Origin of the sequence: Marinobacter sp. S0848L (assembly GCF_023016065.1) — a bacterium.
GTDB lineage: Bacteria > Pseudomonadota > Gammaproteobacteria > Pseudomonadales > Oleiphilaceae > Marinobacter.
Map to the genome: position 1 here is coordinate 46,846 of NZ_JALKAQ010000006.1, position 21,364 is coordinate 68,209.

Here is a 21,364-nt window from a genome sequence, read left to right on the forward strand (position 1 = left end):
CTCGCCGTCACGCAGCGGCTGCTATGCTAGCAGCATATCTACGAAATCTCGGGGTTCCTTTTATTATGCGTAAAAATCTACCGGTCACTGATAAAGAAATAGAGGTGGCCGACGGAATGCGTCTGATCAGTGCCACCAATCTCAGGGGCGTGATCACCTACTGCAACGATGATTTCGAAACCATCAGCGGCTACCCCCGTGACGAGTTGATTGGCCAGCCACATAACTTGATTCGCCACCCTGACATGCCGGAAGCGACGTTTGCCAATATGTGGAGTTACCTGAAGGCAGGTAAAGCCTGGATGGGCGTTGTAAAAAATCGCACCAAGTGTGGTGGTTACTATTGGGTCAGTGCTTACGTCACCCCTATCTGGGAAGCGGGCGAAAAGGTCGGCTATGAATCGGTGCGTGTCGCCACCACTCGGGAACAGGTTGAGCGGACTCAAAAACTGTATTCACGGCTTTCGGCAGGCCAGAGGCCATCGGCGCGTATCAGCCGCATAATGTCTACGCTGCGCTCAGGCGCTCCGTTCATTGTCTCGCTGGTGCTTACGTTGCTGGCTTTGCAGCTGACTTCACCTGCATGGGCTGCAGTGGTTGCAACGCTGGGTCACGGTTTGGCCGCTGCCTGGATGTATGGGTCGGTGACGAAACGTTTGAAAAATATCCTGGGCCTTCGAAAAGATGCCTTTCAGGATCCGTTGATTGCTCAGACTTACTCCAACGAACAAGGACTTTTTTCGAGGCTGGCTTTGGTGTTGGTGAGCGAAGAAGCGCGTTTGCGGACGGCACTGGCCAGAATTGATGATCAGGCTGAGTATTTGAATGCTCAGGCGCAGGCATCACACACCTTTATTACGGACGGCGCCGCGGCCATCGCTCGTCAACGCGCTGAAACGGATCAGACGGCGTCAGCGATCAACGAAATGACCGCCTCCATTCAGGAAGTGGCTTCGGCCGTCAACGACAATGCCCAAGAAGCCGAGCAGGCGCATCGTCTGGCCCATGACGGCAGTGCGCGCAGTACCGAAGCTCTGGCGGCTATCGAGCAATTAGTTGATCGGGTCGGCAGTATTGGCGCCTCTGTTAGTCGTTTGGGCGAGTCCACTCAAACCATTGGAGAAGCTGCCAATTTGATTTCAGACATCGCCGATCAAACCAATCTGTTGGCGCTCAATGCGGCGATTGAAGCGGCACGAGCCGGAGAACAAGGGCGTGGCTTCGCCGTGGTGGCCGACGAAGTACGTTCGCTGGCGCAGCGCACGCGAGAGTCTACGGTGAAGATTCAGGAAGTCATCGAAAGTTTTCGGGCTCAGGTCGAAGAAACCAATGAAGCCGTTCGGGCCGGTGAGGCCATCGCAGGTGACGGCCTGAGTAAAGTGCAAGGCGCGGTTGGCGCGCTCAATGCGATTGTCAGTTCCGTTGATTCGATTTCTGACAGTTTCATTACGATGTCGGCGGCGTTCGAAGAGCAGAGCCAGGTTTCCGATGAAATTAATCAACAGATCGTAAACATTGCAGGCTTGGCAGATCAGAGTGATGAGCAGGCGGAAGCCGCCCGGAGCAGCAGTGACAAACTGAGTACTATGGCTCACGGTTTGAAAGACCTGGTTACCCGCTTTATCGATAAAAACCGTTAACCATCGGTAGCTTGGGAAGAATAAGCGCTAGCTTCCGGGCACCCCTCAACAGGCCAGCGCTGGCATCATGTCGCCAGTGCTGGCAGAATTCTGCACCAACTGCGCCAGTTCCCTACACCGGCGTGCATAATTAGTAGTTTCCTCAGCCAAAAGCACAGGAAGAAAAACACATGACACAGTCTAACTCCGCAGCTGGTTCACGCGGACTTTGGTCGTCAAGACTTGCGTTCATTCTGGCGGCGACCGGGTCAGCAGTCGGCCTGGGTAACGTCTGGAAGTTCCCGTATGTAACCGGTGAGAACGGTGGCGGTGCCTTTGTACTGGTATACCTGCTTTGTATTTTCATCATCGGTATCCCCATCATGATGGCGGAAGTGTTCATCGGCCGAAATGGTCGTCACAACCCGATCGCCAGCTTTCGTTTAGTGGCCGAGCGCAACCTGGCGTCTCCCGCCTGGCGCATGTCCGCGATTATCGGCATGTTGGCCGCGTTTATCATTTTGTCGTTCTATTCTGTGATCGGCGGTTGGGCCGCCTCTTATATCGGCCACTCGGCGATGGGCGATTTCACCGGCGGCACCGCTGAAACCGTTGGCAAGCTGTTCGGCGATCTTTTAGCCAGCCCGGTTCAGCTATTGGCTTGGCACACCTTGTTTATGGCCCTGGTGGTCTTTGTGGTGTCTCGCGGCCTGAAAGGCGGTCTGGAACGTGCGGTAACTATTCTGATGCCAGCCTTGTTTGTGTTGTTGCTGGTGGTGGTCGGTTATGCAACCACAACCGGCCATTTCGGTGAGGCGGCCAGCTTCCTGTTTACCCCGAATTTTGAGGCGTTAACGGTTAAAGGCGTACTGGTCGCACTTGGCCATGCCTTCTTCACGTTGAGTTTGGGTATGGCCATTATGATGGCGTATGGCTCGTACCTGAGCCGAGATGTGCCCATTGGCCGCACCGCTGTGAGCGTTGCGTTGATGGACACTGTGGTTGCCCTGTTGGCCGGTTTGGCCATCTTCCCCGTGGTGTTTGCCAACGGCCTGGAAGCGGGCGCGGGTCCCGGTCTGATTTTCCAGACGCTGCCGCTTGCCTTCGGCAACATGCCGATGGGTGGCTTGTTTGGCACTCTGTTCTTCGTGCTTCTGCTGTTTGCGGCCTGGACCTCCGGTATTTCTCTGCTGGAGCCGGTGGTCGAGTGGGTTGAGGAAAAGACCGAAATGGGCCGTACTTCCAGCGCGGTTCTGGCCGGTGGCGCGTGTTGGGCACTGGGCATTGTGTCCATTTTGTCCCTGAACGTGTGGTCAGATGTCACGCCGCTGGGTATGTTTGCCGCGTTCGAAGGCAAAACCATGTTCGACCTGCTGGACTATTTCACCGCGAACATCATGCTGCCGCTGTCTGGCCTGCTGACCGCCTTGTTTGTGGGTTGGTTTGTAGCCAAGGAAACCCTGCAGTCTGATCTGGTGATGGAAGGCAGTGCCTTTACGCTTTGGCACGTGCTGATCCGTTATGTCACCCCGGTCGCGGTTGTGATTGTGTTTGTTTACAACCTGATTGGTTAATAAGCACAAGCCTGATAAAAGAAAACCCGGCGCTGCTCTCAGCGCCGGGTTTTTTGTGCCTGTTCAGATGACGTTGGTTCGAGTGCGCTGCGGGCTAGACTTTTCCGCCGAGCAAAATCCGTACGGCTGTGCAGGCGTCTTCCAGTTCGTCTTCTCTCGGTTCCCGGCCGCCGATAATGTCACTGTACAGACAGGACTCCGCGATGCGAACCATGAAGTACGACAAGCTCTGAATGTTCATAGGCGGAGTCAGGTGCCCGGTGCGTATCTCATCCTTCAGTAAGCGGGTATTCACTTCGACGGTTCGGGCGTGCAGCGTGGAATGCGACGAGGTGAGCATCTTCAAGGCGTATTCCGGATCTTGATGCAGGAATTTCCGCAGGGGGGAAAAATGCAGAATCGTGGTGTTGATATGACGGAACACACCCACCACGTAATCAACGCCATGCCCGGGCGTTATCTCGCGAGCTTCTTTGTACAGAGGCTCGTAGAGTGACCATAAAATCTCACCGATCAGCAGGTCACGGTTGCCGACCCAACGGAACAAGGTCGCCCGGCCGATACCCAAGTCATCGGCAAGGGCGGCAAGGCTGATCTTCTCCCCTTTTAACCACATTCTGCGAGCCCGTTTGAAGGCATCGATCGGGGTTGTCTTGATGATTGATTCGGTCACTTTGAACTCTTTGGCAGATTTGCTCTCATTCTAGCGGTTGCAGGAGGTTCGGGCTACGGTGGCCTATACCCATAGATCGCCGATGGGCGTGTCCGGGCTGAAATGATGAGCGATCTGCGCTTGTAACAGTTCGGCAGTGGCAATGGCATCGATCAGGGCATTGTGACCGGCGTAGTGGGGTAAACCGTAGCGGGTTCGGCTGTCGGGCAGGCGGATTGATGTGGGCTTTTTACCCATCAGTTGCTGCCAGCGCGAGGGCCGTCGCTGGGGGTGCAGGTAGGCTTCGATGGCCATGGTATCGATGACCGGAAAACGCAGTTGTTCGTTTAACCGCCATTGCAAAGCGGTATTAAGAAAAGGGCGCTCGATATTGCGATAATGCACCACCGGTATGCGCCCGGTCAGGTGTTCAAACAGCGGGTCGAGCACTTCTTCGAGGTCAGGCGCGTCCTGAATTTCAGCGTGGGTAATGCCGTGAATTGTGACCGACTCCTGATGCAACGGCAGTTTCGGGCGCACAATCTGATGCCATGACTTACCAAGCTGGATACCTTTCAGGGTAAACGGAACCAAGCCGATACTCACGATTGAGTTCTGGGTAGCGTCCAGCCCGGTGGTTTCGAAATCCAGTGCCAGCAGCGGAACGTCTTTGATCGGCGTCTCGGGGTTGGGGCAGCCGGCTTCGTAAAAGGCACGAATGCGCGGATCGACGGCCTTCGTCGCCTGTACACGATAGTTTTCTGGCCAGTTCTGTTTGCTGTTACGGCTTTTGATGTTGCTAGGCATTCCTGACCGTCCCTGCGTTGTAGCGGAATCTCAGGAATCTCTGAGCATTGCTGACAATCTGAAAGGCGTCTTTCAGGTGGCTTCGTTCGAAAGGTGACAAGTCTTCGGGACGCACGTTGTTGTCCGGCTCACGGCCCTCTTCGATGGCTAAGGCCTGATGGCGGACTCGCACGATGGAAATAAACTCCAGGGCATCACGCAGGTTGCCGGCATCGTCGTCGACCAGCAGTTTGGTGTTGGCAATGTCCTTCAAACGTTCAAACGAGTTCTGGGAGCGAGAGCCGCAGGCCAGTGCGTGTACGCGGATCAGATCGGACAGCGGCGCGGTGCCCCGTCGCTTCAGGTTGAAGGTTTTTTGGTGCTTGCCGTCTTCTTCCAACACGAAGGTGCGGAAGAAGCCCAGTGGCGGTGTGCGGTTCAGCGCGTTGCGGGCCATCAGCGTCAGGAATCGCTGGCTGCTGGAGGCCTTATGGGCGACCAGAGTTTTCAACTGCTCGGCGAAATTGGTTTCACCGTGAATGCCATCGAGGTCGAAGAAAATATTGCTGTTGAGCAGAGTCTGGCCGTTGGGATTTTCGATCCAGTCCGTAAAGTATTTTTTCCACACATGCAGGGGCTGGCGCCATTTGGGGTTGGTGGCCATGATATCGCCGGTGCAGTAGGTGTAGCCACATTCTGCCAACCCGTCTGAGACAAACTTGGCCATCGCCAGAAAGTACTCGTCGTGCTCTTCCGGAATAAAACTGTCATCGAGAATCAGAGCGTTATCCTGATCGGTGACCACCAGCTGCTCATCCCGAGCCATAGAGCCCAGCGCCATGAAACAGTAAGGAACGGGTGGCGGGCCGAGTTTTTCTTCCGCCAGTTCCAGCAGGCGCTGGCTGAAGCTGCGGCCAATGCCGGCCATGGCGCTGCCCACCATGTGGGAGTTGGCATCCTCGTTGACCATGCGCACGAAGCTGTCGCGCACATCCACACTGATTTTCTTCAAGCCCTTCACATTCTGTTGGCGGAAGATGTTGCTGACCAGATAGATACTGCTCTGGCTTTCGTATTTGATGATGTCCGACAGCGCGATCACCCCGCGCACTTCATTGCCGTCCATCACCGGCAAGTGGTGCACGTTGTTATGCAGCATGGTCAGCATGGCTTCGAAGATAAAGGCCCGGCTACGGATGGTAATCAACCCTTCCGTCATGATTTCACTGACCGGGGTTTCAGAGGCTAAGGCGTGGTTCACGGCCCGGGTGCGTAAATCCCGGTCGGTAATAATGCCCACCAGTTTTGGCGTGTCGCCGCTTTCGTCCATCACCGGCAAGGACGATACGCCGTTGTCGGTCATAATCCGCGCCGCTTCCTGCAAACGCACGGTAGTAGGCGCACACACCAGCGCTCGGGAAATCAGCCGGGTCACTTTCGCCGTCATGAGCTGGTTCGATTTTTCCCGGCGCGAGACGGCAGAGCGCAGGCGACTGCGGTCCTCGATTTCAACGAAGTCGGCGAAGTTGTCGTCATGTTCCCACAGGTAGTGAAAAACATGATCGGGGATTTTGTAGATGAGGCTGTCTTCGATGGCTTTCACCGGGAAGCGCACTTTTTTGTTCATCATCAGGCCGAACTGGCCGAATATCTCGCCTTCACCCACGCGGCTGTAGAGTTCGCCCGAGCGCCGGTAAATTTCGACGGCACCACTGCGAACGTAATGCAGGCTATCGGCCTGGTGGCCTAGTTCCACTATTTGAGTACCGGCACGAACGTAAACTACCTCGATGTTGGTGACGATTTTGTCCAGCAGTTCATCGGACATTTCGTCAAACGGTGCGTGTTGGATAATGTGATTTTGAATGTCCAGCAGTTCGGCCTGCATGTTCTCTCCAGCAAATACGAGTTCTGGCCAAACTATAGCAGTTGTGGTTTTTTTTGGTGTACCTTTGGCCCCCTTTCTCACGGGCCTTCAGGAGGCTTGGCATGACGATAAAATTGCTGGTAACCGGCGGCATTCGTTCTGGCAAAACGGCGATGGCTGAACAGCGCGCGCAGGCGGCGCAAGAGCCGGTGGTGTACGTGGCGACGGCCACGGCAGGCGATGATGAAATGGCCTTGCGTATTCGCCGGCACCAACAGCAACGGCCCGCTGCTTGGGGCTTGGTTGAAGAGCCGCTGGGATTAGCCCGGGTGCTCAACGATTATCAGGCGCAATCGTCCAAGCCGCCTCTGCTGCTCATCGATTGTATGAGCCTGTGGCTGAGCAATCTGTTGTTTGCCGAAAGCGGGGTGTTTGAGCGCGAGCGAGCGGATTTTTTAACCGCCGTTGAGCAGTATGCCGGCTCTGTCGTGGTGGTTACCAATGAGGTCGGGCTGGGCACCATTGGCATGGACCCGCTCACCCGGCGCTTTGCGGATGAGCTGGGGTGGTTGAATCAGGCACTGGCCCAGCGTTGTGACGAGGTGGTGATGTCGGTTGCGGGGTTGCCGCTAACGCTCAAAGGCAGCAGTACTTATGGCTGATGGCTGATCACGCTGCGAAACAGACCAAATTCAGACTGATCGATCTGAATACGGCTGCGGCAGGCGTAAGGCACGGCAAAGCCGGTGAAGGATTTCTCCAGCGGTATGCCCAGAACATCAGCCAAGGCCATTCGAATAACGCCACCGTGGCAGACCACCAATACCTTTTGCCCGGACAGTTTTTCCTGCCAACGATGGATGCTGTGGATAACCCGGGCGTAAAAGTCGGCGACCGGTTCACCGCCCGGTGGCAGGAAATTAATCGGGTCCTGCCAGAAGCGATTCAGTCGATCGCCGTAACCGGCCTCGACCTGTTCTGCGGTCAGCCCTTCCCACTCGCCAAAGCCGATTTCCCGGAGTTCGTGTTCGATATGCAGCGGAATGTTCTGTTGCTTGGCAAGCGTTTCCGCAAACCGTTGGCAGCGGGCCATGGGCGAGCTGACGATGGCATCCCAGTGGTCGGTGCTGGCGATGGCGGCGTGCATTTGCTGCCAGCCCTGCTCGCTCAACGGGTCATCTTTGCTGCCCCGGAACATCGGGCCGCCTTCGGGTTCGCCGTGGCGGATCAGGTCAAGAAGGGTGGTCATGGTGGTTTACTCTTCGGATTTTCCGCTGATGTTGGCATCTTCAAAGCTGGCCATGTGATTGTGCAAAGCGCAGGCGGAACGGAGCAAAGGCACCGCTACGGCCGCACCGCTGCCCTCGCCCAAGCGCATACCGAGATCCAGCAAGGGCGAAGCTTCTAACGCTTCCAACACCGCGTTGTGACCGGGTTCGGCGGAGCGGTGGGCGAACAGCAGCCAGTCTCTTACGCACGGTTGCTGGTGTACGGCAATCAATGCAGCGGCCGACACAATAAAACCATCCACAAGCACCGGAATCCCCCGGGCCGTACTGCCCATAATAGCGCCCACCAAACCGGCCAGTTCGAATCCGCCTAACGAGGCCAGCACCGTCAGTGGGTCTTTGCTGTCACCGTGGCGGCTTAGTGCGCGCTCCACCACCGCCGCTTTTCGCGAGACGCCGTCGGCGTTCAGGCCCGTTCCCGGGCCAACCAACTGCTGAGGATGGTGTCCCAGAAGAGCACAGGCGATAGCCGAAGCGCTGGTGGTGTTGCCAATGCCCATGTCGCCACCGATAAACAAGCGGCAGCCCGCCGTTTTCGCTCGTTCCGCGGCATTGTCGCCGCTGGTCAGTGCCGTTTCGACCTGCTCGGGTGTCATGGCGAACGTTTGCGCCATATTCGTCGTGGCGGGAGCGATGATTTCGTTAATCACTCCGGGTAACGCCGGCACGTCTGCAACGGTGCCGAGATTCACCACTTCCAAACGGGCGCCAAGTTCTTTCGCCATGACGCTGATGGCTGCGCCGCCATCAGCGAAATTGGCAATCATTTGCGCGGTAACAGCCTGCGGGAAAGCGGATACGCCTTCAGCGCAAACGCCGTGATCACCGGCGAAAATCACCATACGAACCGGATCAACCGTCGGCGTTTCGCTAGCCGACAAACCTGCGAGCGTAATGGCGACCTGTTCCAACTTACCCAGAGATCCAGGCGGCTTAGTGAGTACTTGCTGACGGGCTGCAGCAAGTTCTAAATGCGCACTGGAGGGTGTGGGGGGCTGCTGAAGCCAGCTTTTGGGCAGAGGCATGGCGTGTTCCTTGTGAACAGAAAGTGGGGATGGTCTATCTGTGGCCCAATGGTGTCAAGGAGAGGCGTCGGTCGGGTAGACTTGCCGGCATTCTTCATGAGGGTATGGTCTTGGATGCGTTTTCAATGTCGGTCGCCGTATGCTGTATGGCGGTTTTGCTGGATGTTTTGATTGGTGAGCCGCGCCGCTGGCATCCGTTAGTGGGCTTTGGCCGTGTGGTTGTCTGGATTGAGCGGCGTTTTAATCGTCGGCCGCAACAACCGGGCCGTAGCGTGGTGCGTGGTGGTATTGCCGTCGTGTTGTTAACGATGCCCCTGGTGGCCGTGGCAATGGTTTTACAGGAGCTGTTGAGTGGCTGGGATGCATTAGGGGTACAGGCGGTTGTGCTGTGGCTGGCCATTGCGCTGCGGGGCCTGGCCGAGCACGGCAAAGCCGTATCGGATGCCTTGCTGCAAGGGAATGGGGAGCAAGCCCGTACCGCAGTGGGACGCATCGTGAGCCGTGATGCCGAATCGCTTTCTGACAGCGGGGTGGCCGCGGCCGCAGCCGAGTCCATGTTAGAAAACGGAGCGGATGCCGTGTTTGCCAGCTTGTTCTGGTTTCTGGTGGCGGGCTTGCCGGGTGTGGTTTTGCACCGGCTGGCGAACACGCTGGATGCCATGTGGGGCTATCGTAACGAGCGCTATCTGTATTTTGGACGCTTTGCCGCCCGGCTGGATGACCTTATGAACTGGGTGCCTGCAAGACTGACCGCGCTGACCTACGCTCTGCTGGGCAACACGCGGCTGGCGATGTCGTGTTGGTTTCGTCAGGCAAAAACATGGGACAGCCCCAATGCTGGCCCGGTGATGGCGGCCGGAGCCGGAGCGTTGAGCGTTTCGCTGGGCGGCCCGGCTCCCTATGCCAGCGGCGTTAAACAACGCCCTCGCTTGGGCAGCGGCCCAGAGGCAACCGCCCGGACAGTTGAAGGGGCTATCGGGCTGGTCCAGCGGGGTGTGGGGCTGTGGTTGATTGTCCTGGCGCTGTTTGCCTTTGGTTTTTGGGCTGGAGGTGCTGTGTGATTCCGTTTCATTCACCGGAGAGCCCCGAGCACGGCGGCAGGCTGGAAGCCGCGGTGCGCAAATGGGGCATACCCCGAGACCAGTGGCTGGATCTTTCCACCGGTATTAACCCCGTGCCCTACCCGATCCCCGAGATTCCCTTAGAAGTATGGCAACGCCTGCCCGAGCCGGATGACGGGCTGGAAAACATCATCCGTCATTGGGCCGGTGCACCGGCCGAGGCGGCCTGTCTGCCTGTGGCGGGTAGCCAGCAAGCCATCATGGCATTACCGGCCGTTCGCAAGCGCTTGCACGGGCTTGGCCGGGTAGCGGTGCCCATGCCGGGTTACCGGGAGCATGGCCATGCCTGGCAGCGGGCGGGTTTTGATGTGGTGGGTATTTCAGCGCAACAGGCGCTGGCGGATGATCTGAGCTGGCTGGATTCGGTGGATGTGGTGGTTTGGATTAACCCGAACAATCCGACCGGGCAGGTGCTGTTGCCGGAGCGATTGTTGGCATGGCGGGAACGGCTAGCGCGGCATGGGGGCTGGTTGGTGGTGGATGAGGCGTTTGTTGAGGGGCTTCCCGATCATAGGCTTGACCCCTGGGCGGGCGCAGCCAGTCTCGTGATACTGAGATCTTTAGGTAAGTTTTTCGGGCTGGCCGGAATTCGGGCCGGCGCGGTGCTAACGGAGAGTGCGCTGGCAAGAAGAATTGGTCAAGAACTTGGGCCTTGGCCTGTAAGTGGCCCGACGCGATATCTAATGAAATGGGTGCTGGTAGATGAGGCATGGCAAGCAAACGCATTGATCAAGCAGAAAGAAGCCTCGAACAGATTGTCCGCTCTGCTTGAGCAACACGGTCTGGGTGTCCCTAGTGGCACGTTGCTGTTTCAAACGGTACGACATCCTCGGGCAGCGGAAATCGCAGACCGACTCGCTCGGTGCGGAGTTCTGGTGCGGTGCTTCGATTCTCCCGAGGCTTTGCGCTTTGGTTTGCCGGCCGCTGAGGCCAGTTGGCGGTGCTTGGCTGACGCTCTGTCGGGAATTTATATATGTCATTGACCACCCCCATCTCGGTTGGTAGTCTTGCCCGCGATTTCAGGTGCTCTGCATGTTCATTTTAGACTGGCGAAAGTCGGGTGAATACTTAGAGTGAAACGGGAAACTGGTGAGAGTCCAGTACTGCCCCCGCAACGGTAATCAGGTTAATCGCAATCCGTTACGCCACTGTGCCGAAGGCATGGGAAGGTGATTGCTCCGGAGCACATGCTCCCCCTGAAAGTCCGGAGACCGGCCTGAAAGACGGAGATTCTCAACTCCGTACACCAGACGTTGCGGAGGGCCACGGCGGTGGGTGACTAGGCTCATCAGCACTACATGCCCTCCACCCCCGTCCGAAAACCTTAATTGTCCTTCGCAGTAACCAAGACCGACCGCGCGGGTGCGTGCGGTGCACTGTGAGTGATGATATGAATCCTTCGAAGGCCATTCCGGCGTTAATTTTGTTGCCTGTATTTGCTTCGGCGGCTGATATTAGCCCCCAAGAAACCCAAAAGCTGAACCCTATTGTAGTGACCGCTACTATGGCACCGAGTACTCAGGGCGAAAGCTTATCCTCGGTGACGGTGCTTGAAGAGGAAGAAATAACAAGGCAGCAGGCATTGCAGTTTTCGGAACTGTTGGAAAGTCAGCCGGGTATTAACGTTACGAATACGGGCTCTTTTGGTAAGCAAACCAGTGTGTTCATTCGGGGGCATGATTCGTCGGGTGCAGTGTTGCTGGTAGATGGTATTCGTTTACGCTCAGCAACTTCGGGTGCTCCAGCGTGGCAGCACCTGCCGCCCCAGATGATTAAACGCGTGGAAATTGTTCGGGGCAGTCGCAGCAGTTTATATGGTGCGGATGCGACAGGTGGTGTAATTCAAGCATTTACCTTGCCAGAAACCAAACAGTCGGCGGGCGGTTGGGTGGAAGTTGGTGCAGGTAACTTCGATAGCCAGCAGTACGGTGCAGGTTTCTCCTTTGCTGAAAGTGACACCAAAGTTAATGTAGGTACTCATTATTTCCGAACCGATGGTGCGCCAGTTGTAATTGGTGGTGAAGATAAGGCGTACGATAATCATTCCTCAGTGGCGAGCGCTAGCCATGTATTTTCAAATGGAGTGAAAGTTTCTGGTTTATTCCTCAACGCGAATGGAACAACAGAGTACGAAGGTGGCGAAACGGATTTTACCCTTCAGACTGCAGGCGCCAGTGTGGAAGCTCCGATCACTCGTTATTGGCGTGCAAAATTGCAGGTTTCTGATGCAAGAGATGAAGGAGAGTCGTTTGAGCCGGGTAGCTCTCCTAGTTTTTTCGATACTCAAAGCCGCACGACGAGGCTAGAGAATTGGCTGACTTGGGGCGTACATGAGTTTGTTGTAGGCGCTGAAAGAATGACAGATCAGGTGAGCAGTACAACTGCTTACGAGGAAAGCCGTCGTGCAAATAACGCCTATTTTGCACAAGCTTTGCTCGGTTTTGGACCTGCAGACGTCCATTTGAGTATTCGTCATGATGATAATGAAGCTTATGGCAAACATACAACTTGGGGCGCTGCGGCGGGCTACCAGTTTGACCGTCAGCACCGTGTTCGCGTCAGTGCTGGAACCTCATTTAAAGCACCGTCGTTTAACGATTTGTACTGGCCTAATTACGGAGACCCAACTCTGGAGCCGGAAGAGGCTATCAGTTATGAGTTAGGGCTTGCGGGACGTTATACCTCCTGGTTCTGGGATGTAGCGATGTTCCAAAGTGACGTGGACGACCTGTCATTGCCCACCGCGAATGGTGCCAGTAGTGTTCCTGAAGCTCGCCTACGGGGAGTTGAGGCATTTGCAGGGCTAGAAGTAGATAAGTGGCTTATAAAACTGGCTGGAACCTTTGGAGATTACGAAGATAGCCAGACTGGTGATCAGTTACGGCGCCGTGCAGAGCAATCAATACGTTTGGACGTTGATCGATCTATGGGGCGCTGGAGTGTTGGTGGTACTGCTCGCGCAGAGAACCATCGTTTCAACGCTACCGGTGAGCAGGGCCGCTTGCCAGGCTACGGGCTTGTTGACCTAAGAGCGAGTTGGTCGTTTGCACCAGATTGGGTGACGAAATTGTCCGTTAAAGACGTGTTCGATAAAACATACCATACAGCTAGTCGATGGACCGGAGACACCTATACAACAGCAGGCCGCACCGCCATGCTGACCGTCCGCTACGACTTTCAATAACGTTTATTGATACTGCCGGGAGGTGCCAGTGATAAAGTGGAAAGCTGTAGCCCTGCTTTTAGGCTTGATGCTACTGGCACCATTCGGGGTGGCAGCCCCGGTTTGCGTAACGGATGATCAAGGGGAAGAACTTTGCCTGGATCATCAGGCCAAACGCATCGCCACGTTGTCTCCTGGCGCCACGGAACTGGCATTTGCCGCGGGAGCGGGCGACAAGGTGGTCGCTGTGGTGAATTACAGCGATTACCCTGAAGCCGCCCTCAAATTACCTTTGGTGGGTAATCACACCCGGATAGATCTGGAAGCGTTATTGGCGCTGAAGCCCGATTTGGTGATCACCTGGCGAACCGGTAATCCCCCGGCGCAAATGGAGATGCTGAGAGCACTCGGCTTGCCCATGTTTGCCATTGAACCACGCACCTTCGAGGGCGTTTCCAAAGTTATTGAACAGCTCTCAATACTGGCGGGTACGGAAAAGGAGGGGTTTGCGGAAGCGGAACGTTTCCGTAAAGGGATCGCCGTGATTGCAAAGCAGTACCGCGACGCAGAGCCCATACCGGTCTTCTATCAAGTTTGGCAGACGCCGCTGATGACGATCAATGATAACCATCTGATTGGTAAGGTAATTCGGCTTTGCGGTGGGGTGAATGTGTTTGGCGATATGCCGCGACTGGTGCCGAGAATCAGTGCAGAAGTGGTGTTAGAGACCGACCCTCATGCAATCATCACAGGAAGCGTTGAGGGTGCCGAAGATAACCAGCTTGATCGCTGGAAGAGTTACACCGGAATGACTGCCGTGGCAAAAAATAACTTGTTCTTTGTCCCGGCATCACCCATCTCAAGGCCGACGCCCAGACTTCTCGAGGCGAGCCGGGACATTTGCCAAAGACTGGATGTTGCCCGTGAACGCGAGTAAGGCCTGCAAACACCCGTGTAAACAGGTGCCAGTAAGATGACTCGCTCTTTACTGGTACTCGGCGCGATTTCTCTGGCCGCGCTGATATTGGCCTTGGCCATCGGCAGCGTGAATATTGCGCCCTCAGAACTCTGGGCTGTCATCCAGGGTGAAGGCAGCGCATTGCATCGCACCTTGTTGCTGGACCTGCGTCTGCCGCGCACCCTTGCGGCTTTCGCGACCGGTGGCCTGTTAGCGGTAGCGGGTGCCCTGATGCAGGTGCTACTGCGCAACCCGCTGGCGGACCCTTATGTGCTGGGGTTGTCTGGTGGCGCCGCTGTTGGTGCGTTGTTGGCAATGCTGACCGGAATGGGAGCCTTTGTGATCTCGGGGTCAGCCTTTGCCGGTGCCATGCTGGCAATGGTGTTGGTGTTTGGCCTTGCCCACGGCACGGGCAGTTGGACGGCCTCGCGTCTGCTGCTGACCGGTGTTGTAGTGGCTGCCGGCTGGGGGGCAGTGATTACGCTCATGCTGGCGGTTACCCCGTCTTACAAGCTTCCCGGCATGTTGTATTGGCTAATGGGCGATGTTTCCTACGCGCGCACGCCGTGGCCCGCATTGGTGGTTCTGATATTCGCGATCGCGGTGATTTTACCGCTTGCTCGTAATCTGAACGTGCTGGCGCGTGGCCCGATGCAGGCAGCGGCACTCGGGGTGTCGGTACGGCCGCTGGAGTGGACTATCTATGTGCTCGCCAGCCTCCTGACCGCGACGGCGGTAACAACCGCAGGCAGTATCGGGTTTGTAGGCCTGATTGTGCCGCATATGCTTCGCCTGGTATTAGGCAACGATCAGCGCATCATCCTGCCGGCCAGTGCCTTGGCTGGCGGCACCCTGCTTGTTTTGGCGGATACTCTCGCCCGCACGGTGATCGCGCCTGAGCAGCTTCCGGTGGGCGTTATTACTGCCTTGCTGGGTGTGCCAACCTTCCTGTATCTACTGCACCGGAGCCGTTAATGAGCACGCTGCATACTCGCGATTTGATCATAAACGTGCCCGGCAGAGCAGACGGTTTTCCTCTTAATTTGAGTGTCGAGCCCGGTCAGACGTGGGGCGTGCTAGGCCCTAATGGGGCCGGGAAAACCACGCTGTTGCATACCCTCGCGGGCTTATTACCTGCGCGCACTGGTCGGGTTGTCTTGAACGACGCCCCGCTGATTGAGCTAAAGCGCCGCGATATTGCCCGGAAGCTGGGGTTAGTGTTTCAGGAGCGGCAAGACAGTTTTCCCGCAACGGTCATGGAAACCGCACTGATTGGGCGTCACCCATGGTTGTCGCCCTGGGAAAGTGAACAAGCCGATGACCAAACTCGTGCGCAACAGGCATTGGCGGCGCTGGACGTCGATCATTTGTCTGACCGATTGCTCAGCACCTTGTCGGGCGGCGAGCGTCAGCGGGTTGCGATCGCAACACTGATGACCCAAAACCCCGATATCTGGCTGCTTGACGAGCCTACCAACCACCTCGATCTGCACCATCAGGTCAAAGTAATGAGTCTGCTCAGAGATCAGTCGGATGCAGGAAAGGCAGTGTTCATGTGTCTGCACGACCTGAATCTGGCCGCACGCTGGTGCAGCCACGTATTGCTGCTTTACCCCAATGGCGATGCTTGTTGGGGGCCCGCTGACAGCATGTTGAAACCATCCGCACTTGAGCAGTTGTATAACCAGAAACTGGTGACCGTAGAGGCCGATGGCGCACCGGTGTTCGTTCCTGTGAGCGCCGGTTAATAACGATGACAAGGGTAAAACTATGAACAAGTCCGTCCCAGCCGTAATGATTACCGGCCCCGCCTCTGGGCAAGGGAAATCCATGGTGACAGCGGCGTTGGCCCGCCTGCACCGGAATGCCGGGCGTAAGGTGCGAGTGTTTAAGCACGGGCCGGATTATCTCGACCCCATGGTGCTGGAGGTCGCATCCGGCCACCCTGTCTATCAATTACACCCATGGATGACCGGAGAAGATGAGTGCCGCTGGCGGCTGTCTGAGGCAGCGCAAGATGCCGACCTTATTCTGATCGAAGGTGCGATGGGGTTGTTCGACGGCGATCCATCCAGTGCTGATTTGGCAAAGCTTATGGGTATCCCTGCACTGCCGGTTATCGACGCCGGTGGCATGGCCCAGACCTTTGGCGCTCTTGTGTTGGGGCTTGCCCGCTTTGACCCGGAGCTGTCAATTTATGACGTGATTGCGAACAAAATCGGTAGCCCGCGCCACGGTGAAATGCTGAAAGAACGACTGCCGGAAGGGATTCGTCTGCTGGGTGCTATTCCCAGAAACGACGCCATGAACATCCCGGAGCGACACTTGGGGTTGATGCAGCCAGCAGAGCTGGGCAACCTCGACCAGAAACTGGATGACGCTGCCCAAGTGCTGAAAGACGCGGGGCTCGACGCATTGCCGAAAGCGGTGGAAATTCCCACCGTTGAACCGGCAACTAAACCGAAAACGCTATTGGCCGGTGTTCGTATCGCGATCGCTCGTGATGCCGCCTTCAGTTTTATCTATCGCGCCAACACTGAGTTGTTGCAGGCTATGGGCGCTGAACTGCACTATTTCTCCCCGCTGGAAGACTCGGAGCTGCCGCCCGCGGATGCGCTTTGGCTTCCAGGTGGTTACCCGGAACTGCACGGCAATACGCTGGCAGAGAATTCCGCGATGGCGAATGCAATTCGTGCCTTTCATAACGCAGGTAAGCCAATATTGGCGGAGTGCGGCGGCCTGATGGCCTGCGCGCAAGAGCTATCGGATAAAGACGGCATTGTACATTCGCTGTATGGCTTGATACCGGGGCGAGCGGGTATGGCCAAGCGCTTACAGGGCCTGGGTATGCACAGCCTGACGACGGAACAAGGCGAGTGGCGGGGCCACACTTTTCACCGATCCACGCTGGATACCACTTGGCAACCTGCTGCCCAAACTCAAAAACAGGCGGGCACCGGCAGTGAAGCTGTTTTTTGTGAGAATGCTCTGGTGGCCAGCTATTTCCACGGTTACTTCCCCTCAGCACCCGAACTTGTGGCGGCGATTTTCCGCGGTGAGGCACTGATATTTCCGGGTAACTCCGAGAAAGATCATTCGTAATCGACCATAACTTGTGAAAGGGCTTCCACGGATGCGATATCTGAAGGCTTTTCTGACGGCCATGACAGTAATGCTTTGGGCGTATTCAGTGATGGCTGCTAGCGTCGTCGGCATTATTTCTGAGCGTTCAGCCGCAGAAATGGCCGCTGGCGCTCACCGTTTTTTAGAACATAACCCAGACCACCGCGTGTTGCTGCGAACCCCCGATCAACTGGCCACTCAGAGCGACCAACAAGTGCTCGAGTTGCTCAAGAACGCTGATGCGATCGTGTTGGCGGCGGTCTTTGGTGACCAGGTGGAGCGCCTTGCCGGGTTGGTAAAAGACGTGGCAGCGGATGACACCGCTGGGCAGATGCCTGTGCTAGGTATCAACAGTGATTGGCGTATTTCACGGCTGTCTCAGCTCAATGGAGAAAAGCCATTGGCGGAGCTGGATGCCGCCGGGCTCAAGGCCTTGGTTGCGGCGCCGGCGGCCGGAGTTGATGCTGCTGAGGATTTGGTTGGTCGGCGGGCCCTGTTTCCCGCCCAGGCTGACTGGTTGGAAGGCCGCGCTTTCTATCAGGGCAGGACGCCGAAACATCTGGATGGCCTGATACGGTGGCTATTGGCCAAAGCGGGACACGACATGGGTTACAACAAGCCCGAGCCCCGTGCCAGTATCCGTTATTACCAGAATGGTGAAGCTAGCACGGATGCTTCAGCACTGACGCTGACCGACGCTCCCGTAGTCGTGGTTCTTGATCTGGACAGCGGAGACCGACCGGGAGATCGGAGCTTACTGGACGACACATGTACGGCCCTGGAAGCTCGGGAGCTGCAGTGCTTTGCGATCCTATCCCGATGGGGTGGTGCCAGCCTTGATGCCTTGCGCACTCTCGAAAAAGCGATTCAACCCGCAACATTGGCGGGTATTGTCAGCCTGCAGGATTTCACCATCGGTGGAGGTGAAGGGCGCAGGGCGGTGACGGAAGAGTTGATCCGCCTCAACGTGCCTGTCATCAAAGGCCTTAGGCTGGCTTCCCGAACTCGTAATCAATGGCAGCTTTCCGTTGATGGTATCCCCACTGATCAAGTGCATTACAACCTGGCCATGCCGGAACTTCAGGGTGTAAGCCAACCCATGGTACTGGCAACGGCGGAGCCTGAAGAGATCGATCCCCAAACTGGCGTTGCGCTGACACTGACGCAACCGGTTCCAAACCGTGTTGCTGCATTGGCTGAACGCCTTAAGCGTTGGCAGGTGCTGCAAACTAAGGATAACGCCGACAAACGGGTGGCTATTGTTTATTACAACCATCCCCCCGGGCGCCAGAATATAGGTGCTGACAACCTGGATGTTCCAGCTTCACTGTTCCAAATGCTGACGTGGCTGAAAGCCGAGGGGTTCAGCACCGGCCCTCTACCTGACAGTCCGGAAGCCCTGCTAGACCTGGTTCAACAGCGCGGGGTTAGTCTGCCGGATGACCCGCGCTCGATGAAGGAAATGGCCAGTGAGGTACCTTCGATGAGCGCAGAAACCTACCAGCGTTATCTGCAATCTCTACCAAACGTTGTGCAGCAAGAAATAGCGCACGGTCCATTGGGGTATCTCCATGAACGCTTGGAACAAGCCCATCAGTTGGGGGAGCAGGACTTGGCCCTGGGCCTTTTGGATCGAGGCGTTAAGGATCTGCGGAATTTAATCGAGCATGTACAACACCCGAACCGGGCCACAGCCCTCGCCCAGCTTGATGAATACGAAGCACTGTGGGGGCAGCGCCTGAAAGAAGGCGGGCACAAAAGCGAATTGAACGAACAGCGAGTTTTATTGGCGGATACGGGCATACCGGGGCTGAAAGGCTGGGGTGAAGCGCCGGGGCTGTCGATGGTGGTGGATGACCGCTTGATCTTCCCCGGTCTGCGGTTCGGGAATATATTCATTGGGCCCCAGCCACCAAGAGGCTGGGAGGTGGATGAAGAGCTGCTGCACGCGAATACCACTTTCCCACCAACGCACCAATATGTGGGTTTCTACCATTGGTTGAGAGACCACTATAAAGCCGATGCGCTGGTATACGTGGGGCGGCATTCCACCCGTGAATTCCTGCCACGGCGTCGCGCTGGCCTGACTGAGGATGATTACCCTGATTTGCTGGGGGGTAACCTGCCATTGATCTACCCCTACATCGTCGACGGAGTTGGTGAAGGCATTCAGGCCAAGCGGCGTGCGCTGGGCGTGATGATCAGTCATCTGACACCGCCCCTAGCGGTTACTGAGCTGTACGACGACCTGCTTGAAATAAGGCAGTTGGTGGAAACCTGGGAGTCGGCGACCGATCCTGATAGCCCAACCCGTGAGCGGGCGCTGCAAATGCTGCGAGAAAAAATCTTGCTGCTGGACATCGACGACGATATCGAGCAGGAAATTGCCAATGAAATGGGGCTTTCCGCCGATGAAGTTTCGATAGAAGAGCTGTCGCCCGAGCTACTGGTTCACGAAGCCGGGCACTATGTGACGGACATCCAGGAGCATTTCATGCCTCTGGGGTTGCATGTGTTTGGGAAGGACTGGACCGACGAGATGCTGGACACGATGCTGACCTCAATGGCGAGCAAGTCGGGTAAGCCAGAACCGAGCTGGCGACAGAGGTTGGCGATGTCACCTGCGGCTGAGCGGAAGAGCTGGCTGAACGCGCTTAATGGTCGTTTTGTAGCGCCCGGGCATGGCAACGACCCGCTGCGAACCCCGGAAGTCTTGCCAACGGGGAGAAATTTTCATGCGTTGTCTGACGACCTGATTCCGACGCGAGTGGCCTGGTCACTGGCCGAGGATTTAGCCGCAAAAGCAGAAAAAACGGGCACCCGACAAAGTAACGAAAGTGATGCATTGGTTCTCTGGGCGTCGGACACGGTGCGTGACGAAGGCGTGATGATTGCCTTCGGCCTGAAACTTATGGGTATCCGCCCGGTGTGGAATAGCCGAGGCATTGTTAATGGTCTGGCGCGACTGCCCGCAGGACCGGGCACAGATAACCCGGTTCGGCGTAATGTGCTCTTTACCACATCGGGGCTCTTCCGGGATCTATACGGAAGCAAGCTGGAGTGGTTGGATCTGGCTTCTCGGTACGCGCTGGCGGGCGCAGCAAAAACCATAGCAACTGAGCACCCGGATTTGGTGCCCGCACTCGATCAGGCTTTGTCGGTTTTACCGGTAGCCCTGCAAGAACACGGTAGCGAATCGCTGGAAATCAATGGTGTGGCCGCACGCTGGGTGGCTGATACTCGGGTTCTCTTAACTGCCGGACAGTCGGTACAGGATGCAGGTAATCAGGCGGCCTACCGGGTGTTTGGCACAGCGCCGGGAGCGTACGGAGCTGGGGTGAACCGGCTGGCTACCCGCACTGGCGCATGGCAGGGGCGGCAGCAGCTGGGCGATGCCTATCGTCGTCGAATGGGGCATGTTTACGGTAAAGAAAGCCTAGGTGAACCGGCGCACGAAGCCTTTGATCGCCAGCTGCTTTCTGTCGACAAAACTTATCTGGGACGATCCAGCCATTTGTATGGCCTGCTTGATAATGATGACGGCTTTGACTTCCAGGGCGGGTTATCCAATGCGGTAGAGCATTTGCGGGGCGAGCCGCCGGAGAATATGGTCTTACAGTACAAGGATCCAAAGAACCCAGCGGTGGACTCGCTTCAGCGGGCACTGCAGGTTGAGCTTCGCGCCCGAAATTTGAATCCCCAATGGCTAGCGCCGTTGATGGAGCACGGCTATGCCGGTGCGCGCACCATGGGCAGTGATTTTCTGGATAACCTCTGGGGCTGGCAGATTACCAGTCCACAGGTGCTTCGCTCGAGTGTCTGGGATGAAATTAATGAGGTGTATTTTCAGGATCGCCATGGGCTGGGCCTGAGTGACTTCTTGGCAGAGGGGCACAATGTTCACGTAAAGACCCATATGCAGGCCATTGCCCTACTGGCAGCCAAGCGTGGTTTCTGGGAAGTGAATGTGTTCACCCTGAAGTCCCTCGTGCGTGATTTCGCCGGCAATATCATTGACCATGGCTTGCCCGGAAGCGGCCACACTCGCCCGGATCATCCCTTGATGGACTGGGTTGCGGGCCAGTTAGACCCGCAACAGCGGGAGGCTTTTGATTCCGCCCGCAAGGGTGGATCTTCGACTTATCAGCTCGCACCCCAGGGCTGACATTCCAAAATGACCAGGAGAA

General features: G+C 56.6%; 16 protein-coding genes and 1 riboswitch. Of the genes, 11 read left to right on the top strand and 5 right to left on the bottom strand.

Annotated elements, in window-relative coordinates:
- Positions 1-65: 65 nt before the first annotated feature.
- Together MWU64_RS09365 and MWU64_RS09370 are read left to right on the top strand one after the other, a co-directional pair.
- Entirely contained in the window at positions 66-1,640 is a 1,575-nt protein-coding gene (locus MWU64_RS09365) for a PAS domain-containing methyl-accepting chemotaxis protein (RefSeq protein WP_247063747.1), read from the top strand.
- A 170-nt stretch (positions 1,641-1,810) separates the two neighbouring features.
- Positions 1,811-3,193 carry a sodium-dependent transporter gene (locus tag MWU64_RS09370; protein WP_247063749.1) on the top strand — a complete coding sequence of 461 codons (1,383 nt, stop codon included), beginning with the start codon at positions 1,811-1,813 and terminating at the stop codon, positions 3,191-3,193.
- A gap of 94 nt (positions 3,194-3,287) precedes the next feature.
- Here MWU64_RS09370 and MWU64_RS09375 read toward each other — a convergent pair whose 3' ends face one another.
- The 3 genes from MWU64_RS09375 to MWU64_RS09385 all read right to left on the bottom strand — a co-directional run bounded on the left by MWU64_RS09375 (position 3,288) and on the right by MWU64_RS09385 (position 6,519).
- On the bottom strand, positions 3,288-3,866 hold the full coding sequence (locus MWU64_RS09375) for a QsdR family transcriptional regulator (protein WP_227537605.1): 579 nt from the start codon (positions 3,864-3,866) through the stop codon (positions 3,288-3,290).
- Positions 3,867-3,929: 63 nt separating this feature from the next.
- Positions 3,930-4,652, bottom strand: coding sequence for a 3'-5' exonuclease (locus tag MWU64_RS09380; protein ID WP_247063751.1), 723 nt, complete (start codon positions 4,650-4,652; stop codon positions 3,930-3,932).
- Positions 4,645-6,519 (bottom strand): putative nucleotidyltransferase substrate binding domain-containing protein, encoded by a 1,875-nt coding sequence (locus MWU64_RS09385; RefSeq protein ID WP_247063753.1) that lies wholly within the window; start codon positions 6,517-6,519, stop codon positions 4,645-4,647. The genes MWU64_RS09380 and MWU64_RS09385 overlap by 8 nt, the downstream gene beginning before the upstream one ends.
- Before the next feature lie 101 nt (positions 6,520-6,620).
- Between MWU64_RS09385 and cobU the strand changes: the two genes are divergently transcribed.
- Positions 6,621-7,160: a bifunctional adenosylcobinamide kinase/adenosylcobinamide-phosphate guanylyltransferase gene (gene cobU, locus MWU64_RS09390; protein WP_247063755.1), complete on the top strand. Its 540-nt coding sequence runs from the start codon at positions 6,621-6,623 to the stop codon at positions 7,158-7,160.
- Here the strand turns inward: cobU and MWU64_RS09395 are convergent.
- A complete protein-coding gene (locus MWU64_RS09395; protein WP_247063757.1) occupies positions 7,151-7,747 on the bottom strand; it encodes a histidine phosphatase family protein in 597 nt (198 codons plus the stop codon). The genes cobU and MWU64_RS09395 overlap by 10 nt on opposite strands.
- A gap of 6 nt (positions 7,748-7,753) precedes the next feature.
- Positions 7,754-8,812, bottom strand: a complete 1,059-nt coding sequence (gene cobT / locus MWU64_RS09400) for a nicotinate-nucleotide--dimethylbenzimidazole phosphoribosyltransferase (RefSeq protein ID WP_247063759.1) — start codon at positions 8,810-8,812, stop codon at positions 7,754-7,756.
- Positions 8,813-8,937: 125 nt separating this feature from the next.
- Between cobT and cbiB the strand changes: the two genes are divergently transcribed.
- From cbiB to MWU64_RS09440, 8 genes are all read left to right on the top strand, one after another.
- Complete coding sequence (cbiB, locus tag MWU64_RS09405) at positions 8,938-9,873, top strand: adenosylcobinamide-phosphate synthase CbiB (protein WP_247063761.1); 936 nt, start codon at positions 8,938-8,940, stop codon at positions 9,871-9,873.
- The gene (gene cobD / locus MWU64_RS09410) at positions 9,870-10,916 is read left to right on the top strand and encodes a threonine-phosphate decarboxylase CobD (RefSeq protein WP_247063763.1); all 1,047 of its coding nucleotides are present in this window, start codon (positions 9,870-9,872) and stop codon (positions 10,914-10,916) included. The genes cbiB and cobD overlap by 4 nt, the downstream gene beginning before the upstream one ends.
- Before the next feature lie 58 nt (positions 10,917-10,974).
- A riboswitch (cobalamin riboswitch) is annotated at positions 10,975-11,168 on the top strand.
- Positions 11,169-11,311: 143 nt separating this feature from the next.
- A complete protein-coding gene (locus MWU64_RS09415; RefSeq protein WP_247063765.1) occupies positions 11,312-13,117 on the top strand; it encodes a TonB-dependent receptor in 1,806 nt (601 codons plus the stop codon).
- A 28-nt stretch (positions 13,118-13,145) separates the two neighbouring features.
- Complete coding sequence (locus tag MWU64_RS09420; protein WP_247063767.1) at positions 13,146-14,033, top strand: cobalamin-binding protein; 888 nt, start codon at positions 13,146-13,148, stop codon at positions 14,031-14,033.
- A 36-nt stretch (positions 14,034-14,069) separates the two neighbouring features.
- Positions 14,070-15,029 carry an iron ABC transporter permease gene (locus tag MWU64_RS09425; protein WP_247063769.1) on the top strand — a complete coding sequence of 320 codons (960 nt, stop codon included), beginning with the start codon at positions 14,070-14,072 and terminating at the stop codon, positions 15,027-15,029.
- Positions 15,029-15,802 carry an ABC transporter ATP-binding protein gene (locus MWU64_RS09430; RefSeq protein WP_247063771.1) on the top strand — a complete coding sequence of 258 codons (774 nt, stop codon included), beginning with the start codon at positions 15,029-15,031 and terminating at the stop codon, positions 15,800-15,802. Before MWU64_RS09425 ends, MWU64_RS09430 begins: the two co-directional genes overlap by 1 nt.
- 22 nt (positions 15,803-15,824) lie before the next feature.
- A complete protein-coding gene (locus tag MWU64_RS09435; RefSeq protein ID WP_247063773.1) occupies positions 15,825-17,156 on the top strand; it encodes a cobyrinate a,c-diamide synthase in 1,332 nt (443 codons plus the stop codon).
- A gap of 31 nt (positions 17,157-17,187) precedes the next feature.
- A complete protein-coding gene (locus MWU64_RS09440) occupies positions 17,188-21,342 on the top strand; it encodes a cobaltochelatase subunit CobN (RefSeq protein ID WP_247063775.1) in 4,155 nt (1,384 codons plus the stop codon).
- Positions 21,343-21,364: the final 22 nt, after the last annotated feature.